This window comes from Sphingomonas sp. BK235, from assembly GCF_004345855.1.
GTDB lineage: Bacteria > Pseudomonadota > Alphaproteobacteria > Sphingomonadales > Sphingomonadaceae > Sphingomonas.
On the sequence record NZ_SLXN01000001.1, the window covers coordinates 865,352 to 890,816 of the forward strand.

At 70.7% G+C, this 25,465-nt stretch carries 17 protein-coding genes and 2 tRNA genes; 8 read left to right on the plus strand and 11 right to left on the minus strand.

The features are described 5' to 3' along the window. Window positions 1-349: 349 nt before the first annotated feature. The 6 genes from treY to EV292_RS04040 all read right to left on the minus strand — a co-directional run bounded on the left by treY (window position 350) and on the right by EV292_RS04040 (window position 10,625). Window positions 350-2,689, minus strand: coding sequence for a malto-oligosyltrehalose synthase (gene treY, locus EV292_RS04015; protein WP_132907849.1), 2,340 nt, complete (start codon window positions 2,687-2,689; stop codon window positions 350-352). Further along, a complete protein-coding gene (gene malQ, locus EV292_RS04020; protein WP_132907850.1) occupies window positions 2,686-4,572 on the minus strand; it encodes a 4-alpha-glucanotransferase in 1,887 nt (628 codons plus the stop codon). The genes treY and malQ overlap by 4 nt, the downstream gene beginning before the upstream one ends. 340 nt (window positions 4,573-4,912) lie before the next feature. Continuing rightward, entirely contained in the window at window positions 4,913-6,598 is a 1,686-nt protein-coding gene (treZ, locus tag EV292_RS04025; RefSeq protein WP_132908182.1) for a malto-oligosyltrehalose trehalohydrolase, read from the minus strand. Beyond that, window positions 6,595-8,697 (minus strand): glycogen debranching protein GlgX, encoded by a 2,103-nt coding sequence (glgX, locus tag EV292_RS04030; protein ID WP_243693587.1) that lies wholly within the window; start codon window positions 8,695-8,697, stop codon window positions 6,595-6,597. Before glgX ends, treZ begins: the two co-directional genes overlap by 4 nt. An 89-nt stretch (window positions 8,698-8,786) precedes the next feature. Beyond that, complete coding sequence (locus tag EV292_RS22885) at window positions 8,787-9,305, minus strand: DUF2934 domain-containing protein (protein WP_207913330.1); 519 nt, start codon at window positions 9,303-9,305, stop codon at window positions 8,787-8,789. 261 nt (window positions 9,306-9,566) lie between these two features. Continuing rightward, a complete protein-coding gene (locus EV292_RS04040) occupies window positions 9,567-10,625 on the minus strand; it encodes an NAD(P)-dependent alcohol dehydrogenase (RefSeq protein ID WP_132907852.1) in 1,059 nt (352 codons plus the stop codon). Between the two features lie 597 nt (window positions 10,626-11,222). Between EV292_RS04040 and EV292_RS04045 the strand changes: the two genes are divergently transcribed. Genes EV292_RS04045 through EV292_RS04060 form a run of 4 tightly spaced genes read left to right on the plus strand, consistent with a single transcriptional unit; the run spans window position 11,223 to window position 14,203 of the window. Beyond that, the gene (locus EV292_RS04045; protein WP_132907853.1) at window positions 11,223-12,473 is read left to right on the plus strand and encodes a lipoprotein-releasing ABC transporter permease subunit; all 1,251 of its coding nucleotides are present in this window, start codon (window positions 11,223-11,225) and stop codon (window positions 12,471-12,473) included. Continuing rightward, window positions 12,466-13,140, plus strand: a complete 675-nt coding sequence (locus tag EV292_RS04050) for an ABC transporter ATP-binding protein (RefSeq protein ID WP_132907854.1) — start codon at window positions 12,466-12,468, stop codon at window positions 13,138-13,140. The genes EV292_RS04045 and EV292_RS04050 overlap by 8 nt, the downstream gene beginning before the upstream one ends. Next, on the plus strand, window positions 13,137-13,727 hold the full coding sequence (locus EV292_RS04055) for a GNAT family protein (protein WP_132907855.1): 591 nt from the start codon (window positions 13,137-13,139) through the stop codon (window positions 13,725-13,727). Before EV292_RS04050 ends, EV292_RS04055 begins: the two co-directional genes overlap by 4 nt. Continuing rightward, on the plus strand, window positions 13,724-14,203 hold the full coding sequence (locus EV292_RS04060) for a glutathione peroxidase (protein ID WP_132907856.1): 480 nt from the start codon (window positions 13,724-13,726) through the stop codon (window positions 14,201-14,203). The genes EV292_RS04055 and EV292_RS04060 overlap by 4 nt, the downstream gene beginning before the upstream one ends. A 188-nt stretch (window positions 14,204-14,391) precedes the next feature. Here EV292_RS04060 and EV292_RS04065 read toward each other — a convergent pair whose 3' ends face one another. Then, the gene (locus EV292_RS04065; RefSeq protein WP_132907857.1) at window positions 14,392-14,970 is read right to left on the minus strand and encodes an HdeD family acid-resistance protein; all 579 of its coding nucleotides are present in this window, start codon (window positions 14,968-14,970) and stop codon (window positions 14,392-14,394) included. A 101-nt stretch (window positions 14,971-15,071) separates the two neighbouring features. Between EV292_RS04065 and dnaE the strand changes: the two genes are divergently transcribed. After that, window positions 15,072-18,566 carry a DNA polymerase III subunit alpha gene (dnaE, locus tag EV292_RS04070; RefSeq protein ID WP_132907858.1) on the plus strand — a complete coding sequence of 1,165 codons (3,495 nt, stop codon included), beginning with the start codon at window positions 15,072-15,074 and terminating at the stop codon, window positions 18,564-18,566. A 44-nt stretch (window positions 18,567-18,610) separates the two neighbouring features. Here dnaE and EV292_RS04075 read toward each other — a convergent pair whose 3' ends face one another. The 4 genes from EV292_RS04075 to yajC form a co-directional block, all read right to left on the minus strand. Further along, the gene (locus EV292_RS04075) at window positions 18,611-18,997 is read right to left on the minus strand and encodes an Mth938-like domain-containing protein (protein WP_132907859.1); all 387 of its coding nucleotides are present in this window, start codon (window positions 18,995-18,997) and stop codon (window positions 18,611-18,613) included. Continuing rightward, entirely contained in the window at window positions 18,997-19,968 is a 972-nt protein-coding gene (secF, locus tag EV292_RS04080) for a protein translocase subunit SecF (protein ID WP_132907860.1), read from the minus strand. The genes EV292_RS04075 and secF overlap by 1 nt, the downstream gene beginning before the upstream one ends. A gap of 108 nt (window positions 19,969-20,076) precedes the next feature. Then, complete coding sequence (gene secD / locus EV292_RS04085; RefSeq protein WP_132907861.1) at window positions 20,077-21,678, minus strand: protein translocase subunit SecD; 1,602 nt, start codon at window positions 21,676-21,678, stop codon at window positions 20,077-20,079. A gap of 1 nt (window position 21,679) precedes the next feature. After that, complete coding sequence (gene yajC / locus EV292_RS04090; protein WP_132907862.1) at window positions 21,680-22,018, minus strand: preprotein translocase subunit YajC; 339 nt, start codon at window positions 22,016-22,018, stop codon at window positions 21,680-21,682. A gap of 181 nt (window positions 22,019-22,199) precedes the next feature. Between yajC and EV292_RS04095 the strand changes: the two genes are divergently transcribed. From EV292_RS04095 to EV292_RS04105, 3 genes are all read left to right on the plus strand, one after another. After that, window positions 22,200-22,276: transfer RNA gene (locus EV292_RS04095), tRNA-Pro, on the plus strand. Window positions 22,277-22,796: 520 nt separating this feature from the next. Further along, complete coding sequence (locus EV292_RS04100; protein WP_132907863.1) at window positions 22,797-25,232, plus strand: TonB-dependent receptor; 2,436 nt, start codon at window positions 22,797-22,799, stop codon at window positions 25,230-25,232. A 42-nt stretch (window positions 25,233-25,274) separates the two neighbouring features. Beyond that, window positions 25,275-25,351: transfer RNA gene (locus tag EV292_RS04105), tRNA-Arg, on the plus strand. Window positions 25,352-25,465: the final 114 nt, after the last annotated feature.

Consider the following 25,465-nt stretch of genomic DNA (forward strand, 5'->3'; position numbering starts at 1 on the left):
ACGGCAGGCTAGCGCATAAGAGGTGTGACGCACCGGGTGCTTCACATCCCGCCGTCATCCCGGACTTGATCCGGGATCCATGTTTCAGCGAGACCAACGGCTTATGCGTACGCGACGCAATGGATCCCGGATCAAGTCGGGATGACGGGAGGGGGTTGGGCGAGCGAAAGCTGTACGAACCATTATATGCGATTGCCCTCCCTGGAACGGGGTGGGGCACCGCCCGGCGCAGCCGGGTGGTGGAGGGGGCTCGCCCCGCAGCGCTGCGCCTGCGGGAGCCCCCTCCACCAACCTCCGGCGGGTCCCCTCCGCTAAGCGGGGAGGATCTAGGTTTCGCAATTGAACCCGCTCACACCACCGCGACCGTCACTGGCCCAGCGGCGAACAGCGCGCTCGCCGCCATCTCCTCGCCCGAGGGGAAGCGCACGCGCGTGTCGCTCCAGTCGCTCGTCCCGTGCAGCGCCACCGCGCAGCGCAACGTGCGCCCGTCGCCGCGGCGTTCGAACGCGAGCAGGTGCGCGGCACCCGCACCGCTCACCTCGGCCGCTGCATAATCGCCGTCGCGGAACAGCGCCGGATGCGCGCGCCGCAGCGCCAGCAGCTCGGCGATCAGCCGCAGCTTCGGCGGCGCCTCTCCCTCCAGCAGCCGCGCGCGCAGGTCGTAGTCGACCGGCCGGCGATTGTCCGGGTCGACCAGTGACAGGTCGGCCAGCTCAGTCCCCTGATAGAGATCGGGCACGCCCGGCAGCGTGTAGCGCAGCAGCACCTGCGCCAGCGTGTTCGCCTCCGCGATCGGGCGCAGCTCGGCGAGCAGCGCCTCCACCGCCGCCACGAACGCCGCGTCGGCGAGCCAGCGGTCGAGCAGCGCGTCGGCGGCGGCCTCATAGGCCTCGTCGGGCGCCTCCCACGACGAGCGCAGCTTGGCCTCGCGCAGCGCCTTCTGCTGCCAGCCTTTCACGCGCTCGGCGAAGTCGCCGCCGGGGCTGTCGTCTGGCCCATTGTCTGGCCACGCCCCGACCAAGGTCTGAAGCAGCATATAGGCGTCGGCGGGATCGACCGCCTCGTCCTCCGCGACCCAGCGCAGCGCGAACGCCCGCCACGCCTCGAGCCGCGCGCTCACCGCCGCCAGCCGCGCGCGCACGTCCTCGCCGCGCTTGTGGTCGTGCGTCGCGGTGGTGAGCATCGCGTGCGGCACCGCGCGCGCGCGCTCGTCCATCGCGGCGTGGAAGGCGGCGGGGGGCAGCGCGAAGGTCTCGGCGTCGAAGCCGACATCGTTGCGCGAGAGCAGGCGGCCGTAGCGGTAGAAAGCGGTGTCCTCGACCGCCTTGGCCGCGATCGGCGCGGAGAGCTGCTGGAAGCGCCGCACCGCCTCGGCGGCGGGCGCCGCGTTGCCGGGGCCGTCGCCGGCGAGCCAGGCGAGGACGAGCTCTGTGATCGGTGCCTCGCCCGGCGGGATCAGCTCGGCGACGCGGGTGCGAACTCGCGCGCGCACCGCCTCGTCGCCCGCGGGGGCGGCATCGCCGGTGCCGTAGGTGCGATAGACGGGGAAGACCCACAGCAGCCGCTCGATCGCGCGGCGCAGTGCGGCCGGGGTGACGCCGTCGCCACCGGGGGCGCTCGCGGCGAGCGCGGCGAAGGCGGCGACGCAGCCGTCGAGCTGGCCCGCGAACTGCCACGACAGCAGGTCCTGCCGCGCCTGGAACTCCTCGGGCTCGAAGGTCGCGCTGCGCCCGCTGATCTCCTCCCACAGCGCCCCGAGCGGTTCCGCGCCGGCGGGATCGTGGAGCAAAGCGGTGACCTGCTCCATGAAGTCGTAGCCGCTGGTGCCGTCGATCGCCCACCCCTCCGGCTGCGGCTCGCCCGCGCCGAGGATCTTCTCGACGATGATCCAGGCGTCGGCGCCCAGCCGCTCGCGCAGGCGGTGGCAATAGCCGATCGGGTCGGTGAGCCCGTCGACATGGTCGACGCGGACGCCGTCGATCAGCCCCTCGTCGTGGAGGCGGACATAGAGCGCGTGCGTCGCCTCGAACACTGCGGGATCCTCGGCGCGCACGCCGGCGAGCTCGTTGATGGTGAAGAAGCGACGCCAGTTGAGCTGGTCGTTGGCGGTGCGCCAGTAAGCGAGCCGGTAATGCTGGCGCTCGAGCAGCGGAGCGAGCGGGCTGGTCTCGGCGCCGTCCTGGTCCTCATCGCGGAGCGGGAAGCGGTGCTCACCATAGGCGACCACTTCCCAGCGGTCAGCGGCGCGCTCGACCGCGATGTCGCCGTTGGCCAGCGCCTCCGAGAGCGGCGCGCCGAGCACGGGCAGGACGATCGGCTCGCGCCAGTCGATGTCGAAGACGCGCGCGTGCGGGCTGTCGGGGCCGCGCTGGAGGACGTCGGTCCACCAGGCGTTATGGCCGCCGGCGACACCCATGTGGTTGGGGACGATGTCGATGATCACGCCCATGTCGCGCGCGCGCAGCGCGGCCACGAGCGAGCGGAACGCCTCCTCGCCGCCGAGCTCGGGGTTGATCCTCGTCGGGTCGGTGACGTCATAGCCGTGGGTCGAGCCCGGCGTCGCCACCGTGATCGGCGAGGCATAGACGTGGCTGACCCCGAGCCGATCGAGGTACGGGACGAGCGCCTCGGCGTCGGCGAAGGTGAAGTCCTCGTGGAACTGGAAGCGATAGGTGGCGCGCGGGGTCATCCGTGTCTCTCGGCGGTGAGCAGGTCGGTGCGGCGCGCGACGTCGCGCTGCGCGAGCAGCTGCTCGGTGGGGGCGGGGAGGCGGCGGCGCCAATTGGGGTGCTCGTCGACGGTGCCGGGAAGGTTGGGCTGCTCCTCCTCGCCGAGCAGGTCCTCGACCGGCACGATCGCCAGCGGCGCGGGCGCGGCAGCGACGTGCGCGAGCACGCGGTCGAGCGGCGGCTCGGCGGGCGGTGTGCCGGTCTCGCCCATCGCCCGCCACAAGGCGGCGCGTTCCACGTCGCGGTGCGCCTGGTCGGCGGCGGCGTCGGCGTGGCGCGAGCGGCGGCCGAGCCGCCACGCCCAGTCGATGTCGCGGCCTTTCCACCAGCCGGCGACGGTGGGCGTGTCGTGCGTGCCGGTCATCGCGACCGTCATCTCGTCCCAGCCGGCGGGATCGGTGAAGCCGCCGTCGGCGTCGCGCTCGAACGGCAGCACGCGCATGCCGAGCATGCAGCGCCGCGCGAGCTCGTCGCGGAAGCCGGGCGGGACGGTGCCGAGGTCCTCCGCGATCACCAGCGCGCCGGCGCGCTGCGCCTCGATCGCGACGATGCGACGGAGGTGGTCGCCGGGCATGGTGAGATAGGCGCCGCGATCGGCGCTCTCGCCCGCCGGGATGACCCAGAGCCGCTGCAGCCCGAGCGCGTGGTCGATGCGGATCCCGCCGGCATGCGCCAGCGTCGCGCGCAGCGTCTCGATGAAGGGGCGGAAGCCGGTGCGCTCGAGCGCGAAGGGATCGAGCGCGGTGATGCCCCAATTCTGCCCGTCGGGGCCGAGCGGGTCGGGCGGGGCGCCGACGGTGAGGCCGGTGAGAAGCTCGTCGCGCGCGCCCCAGGCGTGGCTGCCGCCGCCATCCATGCCGACCGCGAGGTCCGCGATCAGCCCGACCCGCATCCGCTCGCGCGCGGCGCGCTGCGCGGTGGCGAGGCCGAGGTCGGCGAGCCACTGGAGGAAGGCGTAGAAGGCGACGTCGTCGGCGTGCTCGGCGGCGAAGCGGATCACTGCGTCGGAGGTCGGGTTCTGGTACGCGCTCGGCCAGTCCTGCCAGCCGTGCCCGCCAAGCTGCGCGTGGAGCGCGTCGAAGCGCGCGTGCGCCTCGAGCGCGGCACCGCGCTGGCGGCGGAAGGCGAGCGCGGCCGAGCGCGCCGCCTCGCCGGCGAGGTCATAGGCGGCGCGGAGTTGCTGGAGCCGCTCGCGCGCCGCGCTCTCCCACTCGATCAGCGCCGGCGCAGGGGCTGGGGGAAGCGGCACGCCGATGAGGCCGGGGTCGGCGAGCAGGACGTTGTGGAACAGCCGCGTCGATGGCGCATAAGGGCTGAAGCGCGTCGGGTCGGCGGGAAAGAGCGCGTGGGTCGGGCTGATCGCGAGCGCGTGCGCGCCGGCGCGGCCGAACGCCTCCGCCGCCTCGACCAGCGCGCCGGAATCGCCGAAGGCGCGCGGCGCGCGCGACTGGAGCGCGGGGATCTGCACCGCGGCGCCCCAGCTGCGCGGCGGCGGCTCGGGGCAGCGCCGCGGGGCGAGCGCGAGCGTGTAGGCGCGCTCGCCGACCAGCAGGCGGTGGTAGCCGGGGCGGTCGAGCGGGGGCAGGCGGCCGCTGGCATCGCGCGTCGGGGTGGCGCGACCGCCGTCCTCGAAGTGGAGCTCGACCGCGCCGGTCGCGTCGGCGGGGAGGTCGATCGCGGTGCCCGCATCGGCGGAGAGGAAGGGGGCCTCGGGCGGGGTCGGGTCGAGCCGGTCGAGGATCGCGGCGAGCACGTCGTCGGGGACCCGCTGGGCGTTGCCGTCGGCGTCTTCCCAGTCGCGGACGAGGCCGACGGCGGTGGCGCGGCGGACGAGGTCGGTCATGCGAGCGTGCCCAACAGGCGATGCGGGGGAGCGGTAATGGGGGAGAATACCTCCGCCCACACCCTCCCGTCATCCCGGACTTGTTCCGGGATCCACCGTGCCGCGACCTCAGCGGCCGACGGGTAAGCGGACAGGTGGATCCCGGAACAAGTCCGGGATGACGGAGAAGGAAGGGGGGGGACGGTTGCCTTGCCCGTCGAGAGGACGGGCGCCTCACCCGTTATGCCGGGCTTGACCCGGCATCCATCGCGCCGCGCACGCCGCCGATGATGCGTCTGCGGCGCCATGGACCCCGACTCGCGGCCGAACTGACGGGGAGCGGACGGAGCCACGCTTACCCTCACGCCTCCACCCACGCCACGAAACGTTCGCCCTCGCGCCACAGCGCGCCCTCGACCACCGGCAGCGGCGCGGGTTCGTCGGCGAGGTCGAGCGCGAGCGCCAGCGTGGTGCCGTCGCCGAGCCGCCAGCGCGCCTCCACCGCCGCTGCGCCGGTCGCGCGGGCGTTGAGCGAGGTCGCGCCCTCGAGTCCGGGCACGATCCGCTCCGCACGCAGCGCGAGCAGGTCGGCGTAGAGCGCGCGCCACGCTGCCGCCTGTGGCCCCGGCGCGGGGCGCGAGCGCTCGAACGTGCTCGCCGCGTTGGGGTCGGGGATGCGTTCGCGCGCCGCCTCGTCGGCGAAGGCGTCGAATTTGGCGAACTCCTTGCGCCGACCCTCGCGCACTGCGTCGGCCAGCTCGTCGTGGAAATCGGTAAAGAACAGGAACGGCGTCTCGCTGCCCTCCGCGTCGCCCATGAATAGCAAAGGCACCTGCGGGCACAGCAGCAGCAGCGCGGTCGCGGCGCGCAGCTTGTCGGGCGCGGTCAGCAGCGTCAGCCGCTCGCCCATCGCGCGGTTGCCGACCTGGTCGTGGTTCTGGAGGAAGGCGACGAAGCGTGTCGGCGGCAGGTCCTTGCTCGGCGTGCCGCGCGGCTTGCCGTCGTGGTTCTGGGACGGGTCGCCCTGGTAGATGAAGCCCTGCGCCAGGCAGCGTGCCAGCCGCTCGGCAGGGCGGTCGGCGAAGTCGCCGTAGTAAGCGCTCGTCTCGCCGGTGAGCAGCACGTGGAGGACGTTGTGGAAGTCGTCGTTCCACTGCGCGTCATAGCCACCGTCGTGGATCCGCGCGGCGTCGTTGCGCTCGTTCTCGAGCACGAGATGGACGTGGCGGCCCGGCAGCGTGGCACGCAGCTCGGCCGCCATGGCGTCGAGGAAGTCGTCGTCGGCGATGGCGTGGACGGCGTCGAAGCGCAGCCCGTCGACGCGATAGTCGCGCAGCCACATCAGCGCGTTGTCGACGAAATAGCGGACCACCGGCGGCGCCGACACGTTCACCGCGCCGCCCCAAGGGGTGTGGACCTTCTCGTCGAAGAAGCTCTTGGCGTAGAGCCCGAGATAATTCCCGTCGGGGCCGAAGTGGTTGTAGACCACGTCGACGAAGACGCTGAGCCCGAGTCCGTGCGCGGCGTCGACCAGGGTGCGCAGCTCGTCGGAGGTGCCATAGGCCTCGTGCAGCGCATAGGGCAGCACGCCGTCATAGCCCCAGCCGCGCTCACCGCCATAAGCGCCGAGCGGCATCAGCTCGATCGCGGTGGCGCCGCTCGCGGCGATGGCGGCGAGCCGCTCGGTCACGCCCGCGAACCCGCCGAGCGCGCCGGCGTGAAGCTCGACGATCACCATCTCGTGCCACGGCCGCCCGCGCCACTGCGGGTGCTGCCAGTCGAACGCGGCGTCGGTGACGACGCTCCAGCCGTGCACACCGCCGTCCTGCCGGCGCGACGCCGGGTCGGGCACCGCCTGGTCGCCGACGCGGAAGCGATAGCGCGCGCCGGCGCCGACCGACGCCTCGGCGGCGAACCAGCCGTCCTCGCCCGCGGTCATCTCGACCGGCGCGCCCTCGGCGAGCTCGAGCGTCACCGCGGCGGCGTCGGGCGCCCACAGGCGGAAGCGCGTGCCGCCCTCGATCGGCTCGGGACCCCAGGCCATCATGACGGGAACGCGCTTCGCCACGTCAGCAGCACCGCGCCCTGCGGCGCGACCTCGTATTGGTCGTCGACCTCGATCTCGCCCTGCTCGGGCTTGGCGCTGTCGAGCAGCACGACACGCTGCACCTGCGGTGCGGGCAGCTGGAAGGTGATCGGGTCGGCGCTGGCGTTGAGCAGCAGCGAGATCGCCTCGACCTCGCCCTCCTCGGTGCGAGTCGCGCGGCGCATCATCAGCGCGCGGCCCTCGGGATTGTCCCAGTCCTCGGGCGTCATGCGCTCGCCGCGCTCGTTCCACCACTCGACGTCGTTGACGCCCTCGCCCGGCGAGTCCTGGCCGTAGAGGAAGGTGGCGGCGCGCAGCACCGGGTAGCGCCGGCGCAGCTCGGTGAGCCGCGCGGTGAAGTCGATCTGGCGCTGGCCGTCCTCGCTCGCCGCCGCGGCCCAGTCGAGCCAGCTGATCTCATTGTCCTGGCAGTAGGCGTTGTTGTTGCCCCCCTGCGTGCGCCCGAACTCGTCGCCGGCGACCAGCATCGGCGTGCCGAGCGAGGCGAGCAAAGTGGTCAGCATCGACCGCATCACGCGGCCGCGGGCGTCGTTGATCGAGGGATCGTCGGTCGGCCCCTCGGCGCCCCAGTTGCGCGAGTAATTCTCGGAGTGGCCGTCGCGATTGTCCTCGCCGTTGGCCTCGTTGTGGCGGCCCTCGTACATCACCGTGTCGGCGAGCGTGTAGCCGTCGTGCGCGGAGAGCAGGTTGACCGTCGCCCAGGGGCGCCGCGCGCGCCGGTCGAACAGGTCGCCCGAACCCGACAGCCGCGCCGCGAGATCGCCGCGCTGCGATGGGTCGCTGCGCCAGTATTTGCGCACGGTGTCGCGGTATTTGTCGTTCCACTCGGCGAAGCCGGGCGGGAAGTTGCCGAGCTGGTAGCCGCCGGGGCCGACGTCCCACGGCTCGGCGATCAGCTTGAGCCGGCCGAGCACCGGGTCCTGCCGCAGCACGTCGAAGAAGGCCGCGCCGGGATCGAAGCCATAATCCTCGCGCCCGAGCGTGAGGCCGAGGTCGAAGCGGAAGCCGTCGATGCCGAAGCTGGTCGCCCAGTAGCGCAGCGAGTCGGCGACCATCTGGATCACGCGCCCCTTGCTCATGTTGAGCGTGTTGCCGGTGCCGGTGTCGTTGATCGTGTATCGCGGATTGTCCTGGACGAGGCGATAGTAACTGGCGTTGTCGAGCCCGCGCCACGACAGCGTCGGGCCGCGCTCGGAGCCCTCGCAGGTGTGATTGTAGACGACGTCGAGGATCACCTCGATCCCGGCCTTGTGGAGCCGGTGGACCGCACGGCGCAGCTCGTCCTGATGGTCCGAGGCCATGTACGACTGCTCGGGCGCGAAGAAGCCGAGCGTGTTATAGCCCCAGTAATTGCGCAGCCCCTTCTCCTGCAGGAAGCGGTCCTGCGTGAAGCTGTGGATCGGCAGCAGCTCGATCGCGGTGACGCCGATGCGCTGGAGATGCTTGATCACCGCGGGATGCCCCAGCGCGGCATAGGTGCCGCGCTCGCGCGCGGGCACGAGCTCCATCAGCTTGGTCAGACCCTTGACGTGCGCCTCGTAGATCACCGTCTCGGACCAGGGCGTGTTGGGCCGGCGGTCGCGCGACCAGTCCCAGTGATCGTCGACCACCATCGCCTTGGGCATGGCGGGGGCGCTGTCGCGCTTGTCGAACGACAGGTCCTCGCGGCGGTGGCCGATGCGATAGCCGTGGAGCGCGTCGGTCCACTTGATCTGGCCCTGGATGCGGCGCGCATAAGGGTCGAGCAGCAGCTTGTTGGGGTTGAAGCGATGCCCCTCCTCGGGTGCGTAGCGGCCGTGCGCGCGATAGCCGTAGACCAGACCCGGCCCGACATCTGGGAGATAGCCGTGCCACACCTCGTCGGTGCACTCGGGCAGCATCAGTCTGCGCAGTTCGCGCTTGCCCGCGGGATCGAAGACGCAGAGCTCGATCGCGTCGGCGTTGGCGGAGAAGACCGCGAAATTGACGCCCTCGCCGTCGAACGTGGCGCCGAGCGGATAGGGCGATCCCGGCGAGAGCCGGTCCGGCAGGTCGTGCAACATCGTGCTCCCGACAGGAGAGGGGGCCGCGCAACGGCGGCCGGTGACGTGGTGAGGTCTCGCGCCGGGGAGGGGCGCCGCGGCGCGCCTCAGCCGCGCTTGGTGCGCGGCCCGGGCTTCTTGGGCGCGGCGGTGGCTGCGCTCGCCTTGGTGTCGGCGGTGGCGGGCTTGACGTCGGCCGCGCCCGGGGCCGCGGTGGCGGCCTTGGTGCCGGTTCCGGCCGCCTTGGCGTCGGGCGCGCTGGCCTTGGCGTCGGTCACTCCGGACGAGGCGGGCGCCGTGCCGGGCTTGGCGTTCGAGGACGAGGCGGCGGCGTCGCCCTTCGCCTTGGCGGTGCGGCCGCGCGGCTTGGCGGCGCCCGCTTTGGGGCTGCCCGAGGCGATCGTCGTGGCGGGCGAGTCAGCGGGCTCGTCCGCCAGCGGGGCGGCAGCGCCGTTGCCGCGCGTGGACTTGGACTTCGCCGTGGCGCCCGTCGCGGCGGGCTGCTCGCCCGCGACCTCACTCTCGGCGCGCTGCCAGTGATCGTCGTGCTTGCCGTGCGGCTCGCCCTCGTCCTGCCAGAGGCGATAAGCGCGCTCGCGGATCCGTCCCTCGCGATCGTCCGACATGCCCGTTCCCTTTTTGCTCGGTTTTCCGCGGCTGTAACTCTCGAAGCGCGGTTCCGTCGCAGGAGGGCGAAGAAAATCGTTGCGGGGGAGCGCAGGTCCTCCCCTGCAAGGGGAGTGCGGGCGCGACGGAGGGGTGTCCACGCTGGCGATGATGGGAGGACTCCCACCGGGTTTACCCCTCCGCCAGCCCGTCGGGTTGCCACCTCCCCTCGCAGGGGAGGATCGATAAGGCCGTTCTTTCGTACGGTTACACCGGGCGCCTCACGCCTCTGCCAGCGTCGCGTTGTCGATCACGAAGCGGTACTTCACGTCGCTGCGCTGCATGCGGTCATAGGCCTCGTCGATCTGCTGGATGCGGATCATCTCGATGTCGGCGGTGACGCCCTTCTCGGCGCAGAAGTCGAGCATCTCCTGCGTCTCGGCGATGCCGCCGATCAGCGAGCCCGCGATCGCGCGGCGGCCGAAGATCAAGGTGCCGACGCTCGGCGACGGGTGCGGATGCTCGGGCACGCCGACCAGCACCAAGGTGCCGTCGCGCTTGAGCAGGCCGGTGAAGGCGTCGAGGTCGTGGCTCGCGGCGACGGTGTTGAGGATCATGTCGAAGCTGCCCGCATGCGCTGCCATCTCCTCGCCGTTGCGCGAGTTGATCACCTCGTCGGCGCCGAGCGCCTTGGCGTCCGCGCGCTTCGACTCCGAGGTGGTGAAGGCGATCACGTGCGCGCCCATCGCGTGCGCGATCTTGACCCCCATGTGGCCGAGCCCGCCGATCCCGACGATACCGACCTTCTTGCCCGGCCCGACGCCCCAGTGGCGCAGCGGCGAGTAAGTGGTGATGCCCGCGCACAGCAGCGGCGCGACGGCGGCGAGCTGCTCCTCGGGGTGCGAGATCTTGAGCACGAACTTGTCCGAGACGGTGATCGCCTGCGAATAGCCGCCGAGCGTATGGCCGGGCGCGTCCGCGGTCGGGCCGTTGTAGGTGCCGACGAAGCCGCCGTTGGTGCAATATTGCTCCAGCCCCTCGTCGCACGAGGCGCAATGCTGGCAGCTGTCGACCATGCAGCCGACCCCGACCGTGTCGCCGACCTTGAACCTCGTCACCTCGCCGCCGACCGCGGTGACATGGCCGACAATCTCGTGGCCGGGGACGCAGGGATAGAGCGTGCCGCCCCACTCGCCGCGCACCTGGTGGAGATCGGAGTGACAGACGCCGCAATAAGCGATGTCGATCTGGACATCGTGCGCGCCCGGCGCACGCCGCGTGATGTCCATCGGCTCGAGCGGCCGGTCGCCGGCGGTCGCGCCATAGGCTTTGGTGGCCATGATTGTTCCCCTTGGCAGAAGTGGGCGCGCCGGAGGACGCGCGGAAGACCAGATAGGGGCGGCGGGGCGGCGCAGGCAGGCCGGCCGCGCTCAACGCGGCGATGAGGGTTGTTCAATGAAGGGTCGTGAGACGGGAATGTGCTGCGCCACGGCACCACCTCCCGGTGCTCCTCGACGCGCCTCGAGAATCGGCGTTGGGCCGCACGGTGGAGCGCGACCGCTGCCGATCCACGCCGTGACGATGAAGGTTGGTAGCGCGGTCCTCGCGCGGCTCGCGCTTGAACGCGGGAGCGGCGCCACCACATTGCCGCCACAAAGCAAACGCCCGGGCCGCTCATCGCGACCCGGGCGCCTGCGTGACGATCGCTCGTCAGCCCCCTATCCCGCCGTCTGCCCGCGCGCTTCGGTGTGAAGCGGAGCTCGACGACATTCCCCGAACCACGGCCTTTGCCTGTGTGCCAGTGCCGAGAGGTATGCTGGGGACGCGCTCGGCTGTCGACCGAAATGAACGCGGGCAGAACCGATTGCGGCAGCTCTGTGTCGAATCCGCCACACGCCCCGTTGCACCGCAGCGCGCGCCATCCTAGAGGCGGCGGCATGTTGCTGTCGCGCTACGAGAGCATGATCGCGCGGCGGTATCTGCTGCCCGGTCGCGGTGAGCGGTTCATCGTCCTGGTCGCGGGCTTCTCGCTCGGCGCGGTGATGCTCGGCGTCGCCGCTCTGGTCATCGTGATGAGCGTGATGAACGGCTTTCGCGCCGAGTTGTTCGACAAGATCGTCGGGCTCAACGGCCATGCCGTGATCCAGGGCTACAACGGACGGCTGCCCGACTGGCGCCGCGCGCTCACCGAGGCGAAGGCCACCCCCGGTGTCACCAGCGCGATCCCGATGATCGAGCAGCCATTGTTCGTCACGTACAACGGCCGCGCCGAGGGCATCATCCTGCGCGGCATGCGGCCCGAGGACATCCGCGCGAACCGGACGATCAACTCCAAGGTGATCGTCGGCAGCCTCGCCAGCGTGACGCCGGGCAGCAACAACGTCGCGATCGGCGCGCGGCTGGCGGAGCAGCTCGGCGCGACGATCGGGTCCGAGATCACGTTGATCAACCCGCTCGGCCCCTCCACACCGTTCGGCACGATGCCGCGCTACGTCAATTACACCGTCGGTGCGATCTTCGAGGTCGGCGTGTACGACTATGACAAGGCCTATGTCGTGATGCCGCTCGCCGACGCCCAGACGCTGCTGCTGAGCGGCGATAGCGTCGGCATCATCGAGCTGCAGACCAGCGACGCCGATCGCGTCGGCGAGATCCTCGCGCCGCTCTCGCGCAAGGTGCAGGGCTATGCCGCGGTGGCCGACTGGCGCCGCCTCAACGCCGAGCTGTTCGACGCGCTGGCGGTCGAGCGCGTGGCGATGTTCACCGTGCTGTGCATCATCATCCTGGTCGCCGCCTTCAACATCGCCTCGTCGCTGATCATGCTGGTGCGCTCCAAGACGCGCGACATCGCGATCCTGCGTACCATGGGCGCGAGCCGCGGCGCGATGCTGCGGATCTTCATCACGGTGGGGACGACGATCGGGGTGCTGGGCACGGTGGCGGGGTTGCTGCTCGGCTTCGGCTTCCTGTTCATCCGCCAGTCGGTGGTGAACGCGGTGCAGGCGATCACCGGGCAGAACCTGTGGGACCCGTCGATCCGCTACCTTACCGAGCTGCCGTCCAAGCCCAATCCGGTCGAGATCGTCGCGATCGTGCTGATCACGCTGCTGATGACCTTCCTGGCGACGGTCTATCCCGCGCTCAAGGCGGCGGGCACCGACCCGGTCGAGGTGCTGCGTTATGAGTGAGGCGGTCCTCCGGACGAGCGGTTTGGCGCGCAGCTTCACGCAGGGCGGGGCGACCATTCACGTGCTGCGCGGGGTCGACCTCGCCATCGCGCCGGGCGAGATCGTCGCGCTGCTGGGTCCGTCGGGCTCGGGCAAATCGACCTTGCTCCAGGCGGTGGGTCTGCTCGAGGGCGGGTTCGCCGGATCGATCCGCATCGGCGGCGTGGAGGCGGCGCAGCTCGACGCCGCCGGGCGCACCGCGATGCGGCGCGACCGGCTCGGCTTCGTCTACCAGTTCCACCATCTGCTGCCCGACTTCAACGCGATCGAGAATGTCGTGCTGCCCCAGCTGATCCACGGCGCCGAGCGCGCGCCTGCGGAGGAACGCGCCGCCGCGCTGCTCACCGCGCTCGGCGTCGGTCACCGGCTGACGCATCGCTCGGCGCAGCTCTCGGGCGGCGAGCAGCAGCGAGTCGCGGTGGCGCGCGCGCTCGCCAACCGACCCGCTTTGGTGCTGGCCGACGAGCCGACCGGCAACCTCGACGAACATACCGCCGACGTCGTGCTCGCCGAGTTCCTGCGGCTGGTGCGCGGCGAAGGCTCGGCGGCGCTGGTGGCGACGCACAACGAGCGGCTCGCCGCCAAGATGGACCGCGTCGTGCGGCTGCACGAGGGCACGATCGCGTGAGCCGCTGGCGCGAGACGCCGCGGCTGGTCGGCCAGCACGTGGTGCTCCGCCCGCTCACCTCGGAGGACGCGCCCGCGCTCGCCGCGGCGGCGGGGGACGGCGACCTCACCAAGCTGTTCTTCGCCAACGTCTCCGGCCTGACCGATCCCGACGCCTTCGTCGCCGGCGCGCTGCGCGAGCGCGACTTCGGCCGCGCGCTGCCGTTCGCGGTCGAGACGCCCGACGGCCGCGTCGTGGGTCTCACGCGGCTGATGCGGATGAGCGAGGCGCACCGCCGCGTCGAGATCGGCGGCACCTTCTACGCGCGCGCGGTGCAGCGCACCGGGGTCAACACCGAGGCCAAGCTGCTGCTGCTCGGCCATGCCTTCGACGCGCTCGGCTGCCAGGTGGTGCAGATCCGCACCGATTGGTTCAACAAGCGCTCTCAGGCCGCGATCGAGCGGCTCGGCGCCAAGCGCGACGGCGTGCTGCGCTCGCACCAATTGTTCAACGGGCGGGTGCGCGACCTGGTGGTCTATTCGATCATCGCGAGCGAGTGGCCGGGCGTGCGGACCAACATCGAGTTCCTGCTGCGGAGGCACGGATGAGCGCGATCACCGACCTGAGCGTGCGGACCGCCGACGGCGGCGAGCAGTCGCTCGCGGACTATGCCGGCAAGGTGCTGCTGGTGGTCAACACCGCGTCACAATGCGGGTTCACGCCGCAATATGCCGGACTGGAAGAGCTTCACCGCGCTTATGCCGAGCGCGGGCTGGCGGTGCTGGCCTTCCCCTGCAACCAGTTCGGTGCGCAGGAGCCGGGCGACGCCGCCGCGATCGCGACCTTCTGCACCACCCGCTACGACGTGAGCTTCCCGGTCTTCTCCAAGGTCGAGGTCAACGGGGCGGGGGCGGACGCTCTGTTCGAGCGGCTCAAGCGCGCCGCACCGGGGCTGCTGGGTTCGCGCGCGATCAAGTGGAACTTCACCAAATTCCTGGTCGCGCGCGATGGCGAGACGGTGCGCCGCTATGCGCCGACCACCGCGCCCGAGGCGCTGCGGGCCGACATCGAGGCGCTGTTGTAGCGGCGGGTGGCCGCGACTCACTGCCTTCCCGCCACCAACAGCGTCATCCTGAACTCGTTTCAGGATCCACGGTCCCGCGAGCGCCGCGGCCGCTGAGGACGCGGCACGGTGGATCCTGAAACGAGTTCAGGATGACGCAAGGCGGAGAGGCAAGGGAGCCACTCCACCGTCCCTCAACCCGGTCCACCTCATTGCTGCACCATCTCCTCCGGCACCGCGAAGGCGCTGGCGCCGCTGCGGTGGTCGCTCGCCGCGGCGATGGCGGTCACGCCGCCGAACAGGAAGCTGATCCCCAGCACATAGCCCGGCAGCGTCAGCGCCGACCATGGCACCGTCATCAGGATGAACAGCGCCAGCAGCAGGTTGATGACCCCCAGAACGATCATCATAGCCCGCCGGCGCTTCATCCGCGTTCCCGCCACGATCTCCAGCACGCCGCGCACGCCGAGCCATACCGCCACCATCAAGGTCAGCGATACCGCGCCCGTCATCGGCTCGAACACCATGATCGCGCCGACCACGACCGACAGGACACCGAACAGCAGCGCGTAGATCCGGCTCTCGCTGCCATGGCCGAACACGCCCGCCGCGATCGAGAACACGCCCGAGATGAAGAACAAGGTGCCGATCACCACGGTGGCGGCGTAGGTCGCCACATAGGGCCAGATGATCGCCGCCACGCCGACCAGCACCGACACCACGCCATAGGCCATGATCCAGCCCCAGCCCGCGCCCATCGCGCGCGACGCGCCTCTAACATCGCTCATGTCCGTCCTCCTGCTGCGCCGGCGAACGGGCCGGCGCGGGCCGGGTTCCGGCGGTCGCGCAGGTGCTGGCCGAATCGGGTAGGGGAGCTTAGCTAGGAGCGATGCCACATTCGGGCTTCGTGCCGCTCCGCATCTTCTCCAGCTACACCATGCTCGACGGCGCGATCGAGCCCAAGGCGATCGCCAAGCGCGCCGCCAAGCTCGGCTTCCCCGCCGCGGCGCTGACCGATCGCAACGGGCTCTACGCGGCCATGGCCTTCTCGGACGCCGCCAAGGGCGCGGGCGTCCAGCCAGTGATCGGCACGATGCTGGGAGTCGCGCGCCCCGACATGCCCGAGGGCGCCGCGACCGTGGTCGACTGGATCGCGCTCTACGCGCAGGACGAGGCCGGCTACGACAATCTCTGCGCGCTGGTGAGCCACGCGCATCTCGACCGACCGCTCGAGCTGGCGCCGCACGTCGGCTTCGAGCTGCTCGAGCGCCACGCCGCCGGGCTCATCGCACTGACCGCGGGCGGCGAGGGGGGGGTGGCGCGGCTGTTCGCCGAGGACCAGCCCGCGCGCGCGATCGCCTACGCGGAGCGTCTCCACGCCACCTTCGGCGATCGCCTCTACGTCGAGCTAAGCCGCCGCGGCGACGCGATCGAGGAGCGCGCCGAGGCGCCGCTGCTCGACCTCGCCTATGAGCGCGGCTGGCCGATCGTCGCGACCAACCCGAGCTGCTTCGAGGAGGCCGATTTCGGCGCCGCGCACGACGCCATGCTGTGCATCGCCAGCTCCAGCTATCTGGAGAGCGACGATCGCCCGAAGAGCTGCGGCCACGCCTGGATGAAGCCCGCCGAGACGATGCGCGAGCTGTTCGCCGATCTGCCCGAGGCGATCGCCAACACGCTGGTGGTGGCGCAGCGCTGTGCGGTCGCCGCGCCGAAGCGCAAGCCGATCCTCCCCAGCCTCGCGGGCGACCGCGAGGGCGAGGCGACGATGCTGCGCGAGCGCGCGCGCGAGGGGCTGGCGGCGCGGATCGAGCGGATCGTCGCGCTCGGCCAGGCGCCGGAGGAGCCGACGTGGCAGGAGACTTACCGGCAGCGGCTCGAGTTCGAGCTCGACGTCATCATCCAGATGGGCTTCCCCGGCTATTTCCTGATCGTCGCCGACTTCATCCAATGGGCCAAGGCGCACGACATCCCCGTGGGGCCGGGGCGCGGCTCGGGCGCGGGCTCGGCGGTGGCCTGGGCACTGACGATCACCGACCTCGACCCGATCAAGCTGGGGCTGCTGTTCGAGCGCTTCCTCAACCCCGAGCGCGTGTCGATGCCCGACTTCGACATCGACTTCTGCGAGACCCGGCGCGGCGAGGTCATCCGCTACGTCCAGGAGAAATACGGCCGCGATCAGGTCGCGCAGATCATCACCTTCGGTAAGCTCAAGGCGCGCGCGGTGCTCAAGGACACCGGGCGCGTGCTGCAGATGAGCTACGGCCAGGTCGACCGGCTCGCCAAGCTCGTCCCCAACCATCCGACCGACCCGTGGACGCTCGATCGCGCGCTCAACGGCGTGTCCGAGCTGGCGCGCGAATATTCCAACGATAACGAGGTGCGCCGCCTCCTTGACCTCGCGATGAAGCTCGAGGGCCTGCCGCGCCACTCCTCGACCCATGCCGCCGGCGTGGTGATCGGCGACCGGCCGCTGGCGCAGCTCGTCCCGCTCTATCGCGACCCGCGCTCGGACATGCCGGTGACCCAGTTCGACATGAAATATGTCGAGGGCGCCGGCTTGGTGAAGTTCGACTTCCTCGGGCTCAAGACGCTGTCCGTGCTCAAGAAGGCGGTGCAGCTGCTGGCCAAGCGCGGCATCGCGGTCGATCTCGACGCGCTGCTGTGGGACGACGAGGGCGTCTACAAGCTGCTCCAGCGCGGTGACACGGTCGGCGTGTTCCAGCTCGAATCGGAGGGGATGCGGCGCACGCTCTCGGCGGTGCGGCCGACCAATTTCGGCGACATCGTCGCGCTCGTCTCGCTCTACCGCCCCGGCCCGATGGACAACATCCCGTCCTTCGGCCGGCGCAAGCAGGGCACCGAGGAGATCACCTACCCGCATCCTTTGCTCGAGCCGATCCTGAAGGAGACCTACGGGATCTTCGTCTACCAGGAGCAGGTGATGCAGGCGGCGCAGATCCTCGCCGGCTACTCGCTCGGCGGCGCCGACCTGCTGCGCCGCGCGATGGGCAAGAAGATCAAGGCGGAGATGGACGCGCAGCGCGCCACCTTCGTCGCCGGCTGCGCCGAGCATAACGGGATCAAGAAGGACTACGCCAACCAGCTGTTCGACTTGATCGACAAGTTCGCGGGTTATGGCTTCAACAAGAGCCACGCCGCGGCCTATGCGCTGCTCGCCTATCAGACCGCCTGGCTCAAGGCGCATCACCCGGCCGAGTTCTTCGCCGCCTCGATGTGCTACGATCTGCACCTCACCGACAAGCTGGCGATCTTCGTCGACGACATGCGCCGGCTCGGCGTCGGGCTGCTGCCGCCCTGCATCAACGCCAGCGCGGCCGAGTTCGACGTCGAGGTCGACACCGAGGGCGTGCCGTCGGTGCGCTACGCGCTGGCCGCGCTCAAGTCGGTCGGCGAGGGCGCGATGGAGCGGTTGTGCGAGGAGCGCGCCGGTTCTGGCGCGTTCCGCAGCCTCGACGATCTCGCCACCCGCGTCGACCCACGATTGCTCAACAAGCGCCAGCTCGAGACGCTCGCGGCCGGCGGCGCGTTCGACTCGCTCGAGCCCAACCGCGCCGGGGTGCATGCGGTCGCCGAGACGATGCTGGCGATCGCGGCGCGCACGCACGAGGGGCGCGCGAGCGGACAGGGTGGGCTGTTCGGCGACGACGCGGGCGCGGGCGACACGATCAAGCTGCCCGACGCGCGCTGGTCGCTCGCCGAGCGGATGGAGCAGGAGAAAGAGGCGTTCGGCTTCTATTTCTCCGCGCATCCGGTCGATCGCTACCGCCATCTCGCCAGGACGCACGGCGCGCGCAGCTATGTCGCGCTCGGCGAGCTGCCGATCGCCGAGGGCGCGCGCGTGATGGCGACGATGGCGGTGTTGGTCGAGGACGCGCGCTGGCGCACCTCGGCGCGCGGCAAGCGCTACATGATGGCGACGCTGTCCGACTCGACCGGACAGTTCGTCGCGACCTGTTTCGACGACGGGCCCGCCGCCGATCTGGAGGAAGCGGCGCGCAACGGCGGCTGCGGGCTGGCGACGGTCGAGCTCGACCGGCGACCGGGCGAGGAGACGCCGCGCGTCACGGTGAAGTCGATCCGCCCGTTCGAGGGGCTGGCCTCGTCGACCCGCTTCGCGCTCGACGTCCATGTCAGCGACGCCGCGGCGGTGGCGGGGCTGCTGGCGCTGATCGGCGACTCGCGCGGCGCGCGCGGCAAGGTGACGCTCAAGGTACCGCTCGGCGGCGACGAGCAGGCGACCGTGATCCTCGGCCGCGACTTCGCGCTCGACGCCGAGCTGGCGGAGCGGATCGAGCATCTATCCGGTGTCACCGCGGTCGCATTCGACATCGAGGAGACGCGGCTCAAGTCGGTCGGCTGATCGCGCCGGCGTTCCGGCGCGACGGCCGCGCCGCCGCCGGGGGGTCAGTGATCGAGCGGGTAGAGCGCGGCGGCGATCTGCCGCTCCTCGGCGCGCAGCACGCCCCAGGCGCGCGCCGCGGCGCGGCTGTCCATCGGCTCCACCCCGATGCCGCGCGCGTCGAGCGCGGCGACCAGCGCGCGCGGTGCGCGGCGCAGCGTCGCGCCCGTACCGAGCAGCAGGAACTCGATTGGCGTGCCCAGCAACGGCGCCAACGCCGCCTCGTCGAGCGCGTCGAGCGGCGGGGGGGCCCAATTGTCCGCGCGGGTCGCGGTGAGCAGCAGCGCGGGATAGACACCCATCGTGCCGTCGGGCGCGTCGACGCGATAACCGCCGGCGCCGAAGCCGCGGACGAGCGGCCCCGCTGCCGGCCGCTCGCGTTCCATCCGCATCAGCTGCGCGGCCCGACGCGCTCGGCATTCTCGATGCCGCCGCGCCGCGGCGCGGTGCCGGCCTCGGGCTCGGCGCGCAGCCCGAGCGAGATCAGCAGCGACGACGACACGTAGATCGACGAATAGGTGCCGACCACGATCCCCAGGATCATCGCCGCGGTGAAGCCGCGTAGCACGTGCCCGCCGAGGAACAGCAGCGCGAACAGGGCGAGCAGGATCGTCACCGACGTCATCACCGTGCGCGGCAGCGTCTCGTTCACCGACAGGTTGATGATCTCGCGCATGTCCATCTTGCGATAGCGGCGCATGTTCTCGCGGATGCGGTCGTCGATCACGATCTTGTCGTTGATCGAATAGCCAACGATCGTCAGCACCGCGGCGACGATGTTGAGATCGAAGTCGAACTGGGTCAGCGCGAAGAAGCCCACCGTCATCAGCAGATCGTGGACGATCGCGACGATGGTCGAGACGCCGAACTGCCATTCGAAGCGGAAGATCGCGAACAGACCGATGCCCAGGATCGCGAGCACCACCGCGAGCACGCCGTGGCGGATCAGCTCGTTCGACACCTTGCCCGACACGGTCGAGTAACGGAGGAAGGTGGCGCCGGGGAATTTGGCGGCCAGTGCGGACTCGACCTTGCGCACCGCGGCATTGGTGGCGCCCTCGTCGCCGCCCTGCTGCACCGGCAGGCGGATCGTCAGCGTGGTGCCGTCGCCGACCGGCTGGAGATTGGCGTCGCCGAGCCGCTGCGCATCCACCACGGCGCGCACCGCGTCGATCGCGGGCGGCTGCGCGAACCGCTCCTCGATCATCAGCCCGCCCTCGAAGTCGACGCCGTAATTGAGTCCCTTGTAGACGGTGATCCCGACCGCGAGCACGCTGAGCAACAGCGTCAGCGCGAAGGCGATGCCGCGCAGCTTGACGAAATCGATGTTGGTGTCGTCGGGGACGAGCTTGAGCAGTTTCATGTTACCTCGTCACCCCGGCGAGCGCGGGTGTCGTACGCGGGTTCGATGTCCGCCCGGCGCGCGACGGTGCGGCGCCGAGCGCAGGGGTAGCGGGCGAGCGGGCCGCGATCATATCGTGATCGTCTTCGGCTTGGCGCGACGCAGCCAGCCCGCGACGAGCATGCGGGTGAAGGTCACCGCGGTGAACACGCTGGTCGCGATGCCGATCAGCAGCACCACCGCGAACCCCTTCACCGGGCCGGAGCCCAGCAGGAACATGATGATGCCCGAGATGGCGTGGGTCACATTGGCCTCGAAGATCGTGCGGCTGGCCTCCTTATAGCCCAGCTCCACCGCCTGGACGACCCCGCGGCCACGCCGGCGCTCCTCGCGGATCCGCTCGTTGATCAGCACGTTGGCGTCCACCGCCGTGCCGATCGTCAGCACGAAGCCGGCGATGCCCGGCAGCGTCAGCGTGCCCTTGATCAAAGCCATCACGCCCAGGATGACGAACACGTTGATGACCACGGCGAGGTTGGCATAGAAGCCGAACCGGCCATAAGTGACGAGCATGAACGCCACCACCAGCGCCACTGCCACCGCCGAGGCAAGGATGCCCGAGCGGATCGAATCGGCGCCGAGATCGGGGCCGACGGTCGATTCCTCGACGATCTTGAGCGCCACCGGCAATTTGCCCGAGCGCAGCGCGATGGCGAGCTGGTTGGCGCTGTCGACGGTGAAGCCGCCGTTGATCGCGGCACGCCCGCCGATGATCGGCTCGTTGATATTGGGGGCCGAGATCACCTGATTGTCGAGGATGATCGCGAAGGGCTTGCCGACATTCTCCTGCGTCACGCGCGCGAAGCGGCGTCCGCCCTGGCTGTCGAAGGTGATCGACACCTGCGGCGCGTTGGTCTGCGGCTCGAACTCCTGGCGCGCGTCGGTCAGCATGTCGCCCGACAGGATCGCCTGGCGCTTCACCGCGATCAGCGGCAGCCCGCTGGGATTGCCCGGATAGGGCAGGATCTGGCTGCCCGCCGGAGCCTGCCCCTTGGCGAGCGACTGCGGGTCGGCGTTGAGGTCGACCAGTTTGAACTCTAGCTTGGCGGTCTTGCCGATGAGGTCCTTGAGCGCCTGCGGGTTCTGCAGCCCGGGCACCTGGACGACGATGCGGTTGCTGCCCTGGCGGATGATTGTCGGCTCGCGCGTGCCCAGTTCGTCGATGCGGCGGCGCACCACCTCGGTGGCGTCGCCCATCGCGGTCTCGACCGCCTGTTTGAGCCCGGCCGCGGTGGGGGTCAGCACGAAGCGGCTGGTGTCCACCACCTGAATGTCCCACTGGCGCTGGCCGGTCATGCCCGCACCGGTGCCGGTGATCTGGAGCAGCCGCTCGCGCGCGGCATCGACCTGGCGCGGGTCACGCAGCAGGAAGGACAGCTGGCCGTTGCGGCTGGAGATCTCGCCGATCTCGATCCGCGGCGTCTGGCGGCGCATCTCGGCCTGGACCTGCTCGCGCATCGCCTCGACGCGCGTGGTCGCGACGTCGTTGGTGTCCGCCTCGAGCAGCAGATAGCTGCCGCCGGCGAGATCGAGGCCGAGGTTGATGCGCGGCGGCGTCACGCCCCAGCCCTGGGTCACGCGCTCGGGCACGAAGCTAGGGATCGCCAGCGACACCAGCGCGGCGAGCAGGAGCCAGATGCCGATCACCTTCCAGCGGGGAAAGTCCAGCATCTCAGTCGTTCGCCGGCTTGCCGCCGAGCGGCGTCACTTCCGCCAGCGTCGCCTTGACCACGCGGACGCGGGTGTTGGGCGCCAGTTCGACCTCGACGAAGCCCTCCTCGACCTTGGTCACCCGTCCGACCAGGCCGCCGGCGGTGACGACCGAATCGCCCTTCTTGACCGCGGCGATCGCGCGCTGGAGCGACTTCATCCGGCTCTGCTGCGGGCGGATCATCAGGAAGTAGAAGACGACGAACACCAGGAGCAGCGGCGCCAGGCTGATGAAGCCGGCGAGACCGCCGCCCTGGGCGGCGCCACCGGCCGTCTGCGCATAAGCGGGAGTGATGAACATCGGATTCCGTGCATGACATTGGGGCGGCCGAAGCCCGGCCGCACGAAGCCGCTGCCGCTATCATCGCCGGCGCGCGGGCGCAACAGAGGCTCGCCCCGCCGCGGCAGGCGGCCGCCGGACAAAGGCGCGCGGCTAGCCGCTTGCAAAGCCCGGCGACCGCGCGTAGAGGCGCCCCCTCGGTCGGGGCGTAGCGCAGCCTGGTAGCGCATCACACTGGGGGTGTGGGGGTCGCAGGTTCGAATCCTGTCGCCCCGACCAATCGAACGGCGGCGACGCAGCCGCCGCTCTCGTCAGACATTAGCGACGACAAGCGCGCGAGCGGCGCCGCATCGGCGGTGCGTGCGACGCAATTCGGTCGCGCGTCCACCACTTCTTCTTCGACTGTCCTGCGATACGCGGCTGTTGCCATGGCGCGGGCTGCGATTCGCACCGCGACGCAGGCAGGGTCGGCGGTGTGACGCGACGGGGCAAAGCGCTCCAACCTACCTCTCCGCGATGCCGCGACCGTCTCGAGCGACGCGAACTGTGCAACCGTCGTCCGACACAAGCGCGGGACCCAACATCGCGGCGGTGCGCCTCGCGCCGGTGGCGCGGGCAGGGCGAGGATCGCGCGCTACCGCAGCCACAATCCCTACCGCCGACATGGATGTTCGGAAGAAATGCTTGCGCGGTTGCAACGCAGATTTGAGCCGCCGCGCGGCGAAAGCGCGTAGACCGGGGCGCAGGGAAGGTGAGGCGCCCGCGGCGTTCTCGCGCCAGATAAAAAGGGACCATCGCCATGCACCGCCGCACCGCGCGCCTGTTGTTCTCCGTCGCGCTGACCGCGCTCGCCACCCCGGCCTGGGCGCAGCAGCCGCCGCAGGATCCGGCCCCGTCGGCACAGCCCGCCGCGGACGCGCAGGCCGCGCCGACCGGGGATGCCGCCGCGCCGCCGGCCGAGGGCGACGACATCGTCGTCACCGGCACGCGCGCCGCGGGACGCACGCGGCTCGACAGCCCCGCGCCGGTCGACGTGCTCAGCGGCGCCAGCCTCCAGCGTCAGGGCACCACCGAGGTCGCCGCGGCGCTCGCCAATGTCGCGCCCTCGGTCAACTTCCCGCGCGCGGCGGCGACCGACGCGACCGACGCGGTGCGCCCCGCGACGCTGCGCGGCCTGTCGCCCGACCAGACGCTCGTCCTCATCAACGGCGTGCGCGGCCACGCCTCGGCGCAGCTCAACACCAACGGCTCGGTCGGGCGCGGCTCGTCGGCGGTGGATCTCAACACCATCCCCGTCGCGGCGCTCGACCGGATCGAGGTGCTCCGCGACGGCGCCTCGGCGCAATATGGCTCGGACGCGATCGCGGGCGTGGTCAACCTGCGGCTGCGCGAGGCGCGCTCGGGCGGTGGCGCCACCGTGACCTATGGCTTCTACGACACCGACGTCGACACCGCGCGCGGCAACCGCCACGTCACCGGCGAGAACAACGTCACCGCCTCGGCGTGGCAGGGGATCGGCTTCGGGAGCGACGGTTTCCTGACGGTGTCGGGCGAGTATAACCGGCGCCAGCCGACCAACCGTGCCGATCTCGATCCGCGCGTGTCGCCGCGGCGCGTGACCGGGCGGTTCGGCGATCCCGCGGTGGAGCAATATACCGTCTTCGCCAACGCGGGCACGTCGCTGGCGGGAAGCTGGAGCCTTTACGGCTGGGCGGGCTATCAGGATCGCGACGTGCGCGGCACCGCCTTCCCGCGGCTGCCCGGGGTGACCAGCGGCTATACCGTGGGGACGCTCTACCCCAACGGCTTCCTTCCGGTCATCAACACCAAGTCGACCGATCTCAACGCCGCGCTAGGGACACGCGGGGAGGTGGCGGGCTGGAACGTCGATCTCAACGTCAGCTACGGGCGCAACCGGCTGTCGTTCCGCACGCTCGACAGCGTGAACTTCGCGGCGGGCAACGCATCGCAGACCGACTTCTTCGACGGCCGCCTGATCTACGACCAATGGGTCGCGGGGCTCGACGTGACGCGCCGCTTCGACGTGTTCCGCTCGCTCAACGTCGCCTTCGGGCTCGAGGGGCGGCGCGAGGGCTATCGCATCCAGGCGGGCGAGCCCGCGGGCCAGCCGGTGTCGGGCGTGTCGGCGGGGGCGCAGGGCTTCCCCGCGCTCACCCCGGCGAACGCGCTCGAGCGGTCGCGTCGCAACGGCAGCGCCTATCTCGACCTCGAGGCGCAGCTGACCGACGCGCTGCTCTTCGGCCTGGCGGGGCGGGTCGAGGATTATTCGGACTTCGGCTCGACCGCCAACGGCAAGGCCTCGCTGCGCTACGACGTCGCCGACTGGCTGGCGCTGCGCGGCACGGTCTCCACCGGCTTCCGCGCGCCGTCGCTCCAGCAGCAATATTTCACCTCCACCGCCTCGGTGGTGCAGAATGGCGTGCCGTTCCTCACCGCCACCACGCCCTCGACCAGCGGGCTCGGCACCGCGCTGGGCGGGGTGCGGCTCGACCCGGAGAAGTCGACCAACTTCTCGGCCGGCACGGTGATCCGCTTCGGCGGCTTCGACCTCTCGGTCGACGGCTATTACATCAGGCTGCGCGACCAGCTCGCGCTGTCGGAGAATATCAACGCCTCGTTCAGCCCCGGGGTGGCGGCGCTGCTCGCGCCTTATGGCGTCACCGCGGCGCGCTTCTTCATCAACGGGGTGCGCTCGACCACCCAGGGGATCGACGCGGTGGCGCATTATCGCCTGCGCACCGGCGCCGCGGGCGCCTTCGACCTGACGCTCGCGGGCAACGTCAACAAGGTGGACGTGACCCGCGTCCCGACCTCGACCGCGACGCTCGACCCCGCGCCGACGTTGTTCGCGCGCAGCCGCGTGCTGACGCTCGAACAGGGGACGCCCGGCGAGAAGGTGACCGGCACGATCGACTGGTCGCTCGACCAGCTCGGCGCGCTCGCGCGCGTGACCTATTATGGTGACGTCAACCAGCCGGGGACCACCCCCGCCGCCGACGTGCGCACCGGGCGCCACGCCGTGACCGACCTCGAGCTGCGCTACCAGGCGGTGCCCGGCGGGCAGGTCGCGCTGGGGGTGAGCAACCTGTTCGACGTCTATCCCGATCGCACGATCGCGGCGAACAACACGACGGGAGTGATCGGCTTCCCTTATTACTCGCCCTTCGGGTTCAACGGTCGCTATCTCTACGTCCGCGCGGGGCTGAGCTGGTGAGCGATTGACCCTCCCCGCGCGAGAATCTACGGGGCGGGCGGCGCCCCCGTAGCTCAGCAGGATAGAGCGACGGTTTCCTAAACCGCAGGTCGTGAGTTCGAATCTCGCCGGGGGCACCAGAACGCTCCCGGCGGAACGGGATCGGGTCGAACGCCACCTTGCCAGCGTCGCGCGCGGGATTGTACCGACGGCAACACGGCCGCGTTCGTCGCGGCACCGACCAGGAAATCATG

Bases quoted from the DNA above. Each gene is read 5' to 3' on its own strand.
- treY (WP_132907849.1), bottom strand. From the start codon at position 2,689: ATGACCCCGCGCGCCACCTATCGCTTCCAGTTCCACGAGGACTTCACC.
- malQ (WP_132907850.1), bottom strand. From the start codon at position 4,572: ATGACCGACCTCGTCCGCCGCGCCACCGCCGTCGGCCTCGTCCGCGAC.
- treZ (WP_132908182.1), bottom strand. From the start codon at position 6,598: ATGATGGCCTGGGGTCCCGAGCCGATCGAGGGCGGCACGCGCTTCCGC.
- EV292_RS22885 (WP_207913330.1), bottom strand. From the start codon at position 9,305: ATGTCGGACGATCGCGAGGGACGGATCCGCGAGCGCGCTTATCGCCTC.
- EV292_RS04040 (WP_132907852.1), bottom strand. From the start codon at position 10,625: ATGGCCACCAAAGCCTATGGCGCGACCGCCGGCGACCGGCCGCTCGAG.
- EV292_RS04045 (WP_132907853.1), top strand. From the start codon at position 11,223: ATGTTGCTGTCGCGCTACGAGAGCATGATCGCGCGGCGGTATCTGCTG.
- EV292_RS04050 (WP_132907854.1), top strand. From the start codon at position 12,466: ATGAGTGAGGCGGTCCTCCGGACGAGCGGTTTGGCGCGCAGCTTCACG.
- EV292_RS04060 (WP_132907856.1), top strand. From the start codon at position 13,724: ATGAGCGCGATCACCGACCTGAGCGTGCGGACCGCCGACGGCGGCGAG.
- EV292_RS04065 (WP_132907857.1), bottom strand. From the start codon at position 14,970: ATGAGCGATGTTAGAGGCGCGTCGCGCGCGATGGGCGCGGGCTGGGGC.
- dnaE (WP_132907858.1), top strand. From the start codon at position 15,072: ATGCCACATTCGGGCTTCGTGCCGCTCCGCATCTTCTCCAGCTACACC.
- EV292_RS04075 (WP_132907859.1), bottom strand. From the start codon at position 18,997: ATGCGGATGGAACGCGAGCGGCCGGCAGCGGGGCCGCTCGTCCGCGGC.
- secF (WP_132907860.1), bottom strand. From the start codon at position 19,968: ATGAAACTGCTCAAGCTCGTCCCCGACGACACCAACATCGATTTCGTC.
- secD (WP_132907861.1), bottom strand. From the start codon at position 21,678: ATGCTGGACTTTCCCCGCTGGAAGGTGATCGGCATCTGGCTCCTGCTC.
- yajC (WP_132907862.1), bottom strand. From the start codon at position 22,018: ATGTTCATCACTCCCGCTTATGCGCAGACGGCCGGTGGCGCCGCCCAG.
- EV292_RS04100 (WP_132907863.1), top strand. From the start codon at position 22,797: ATGCACCGCCGCACCGCGCGCCTGTTGTTCTCCGTCGCGCTGACCGCG.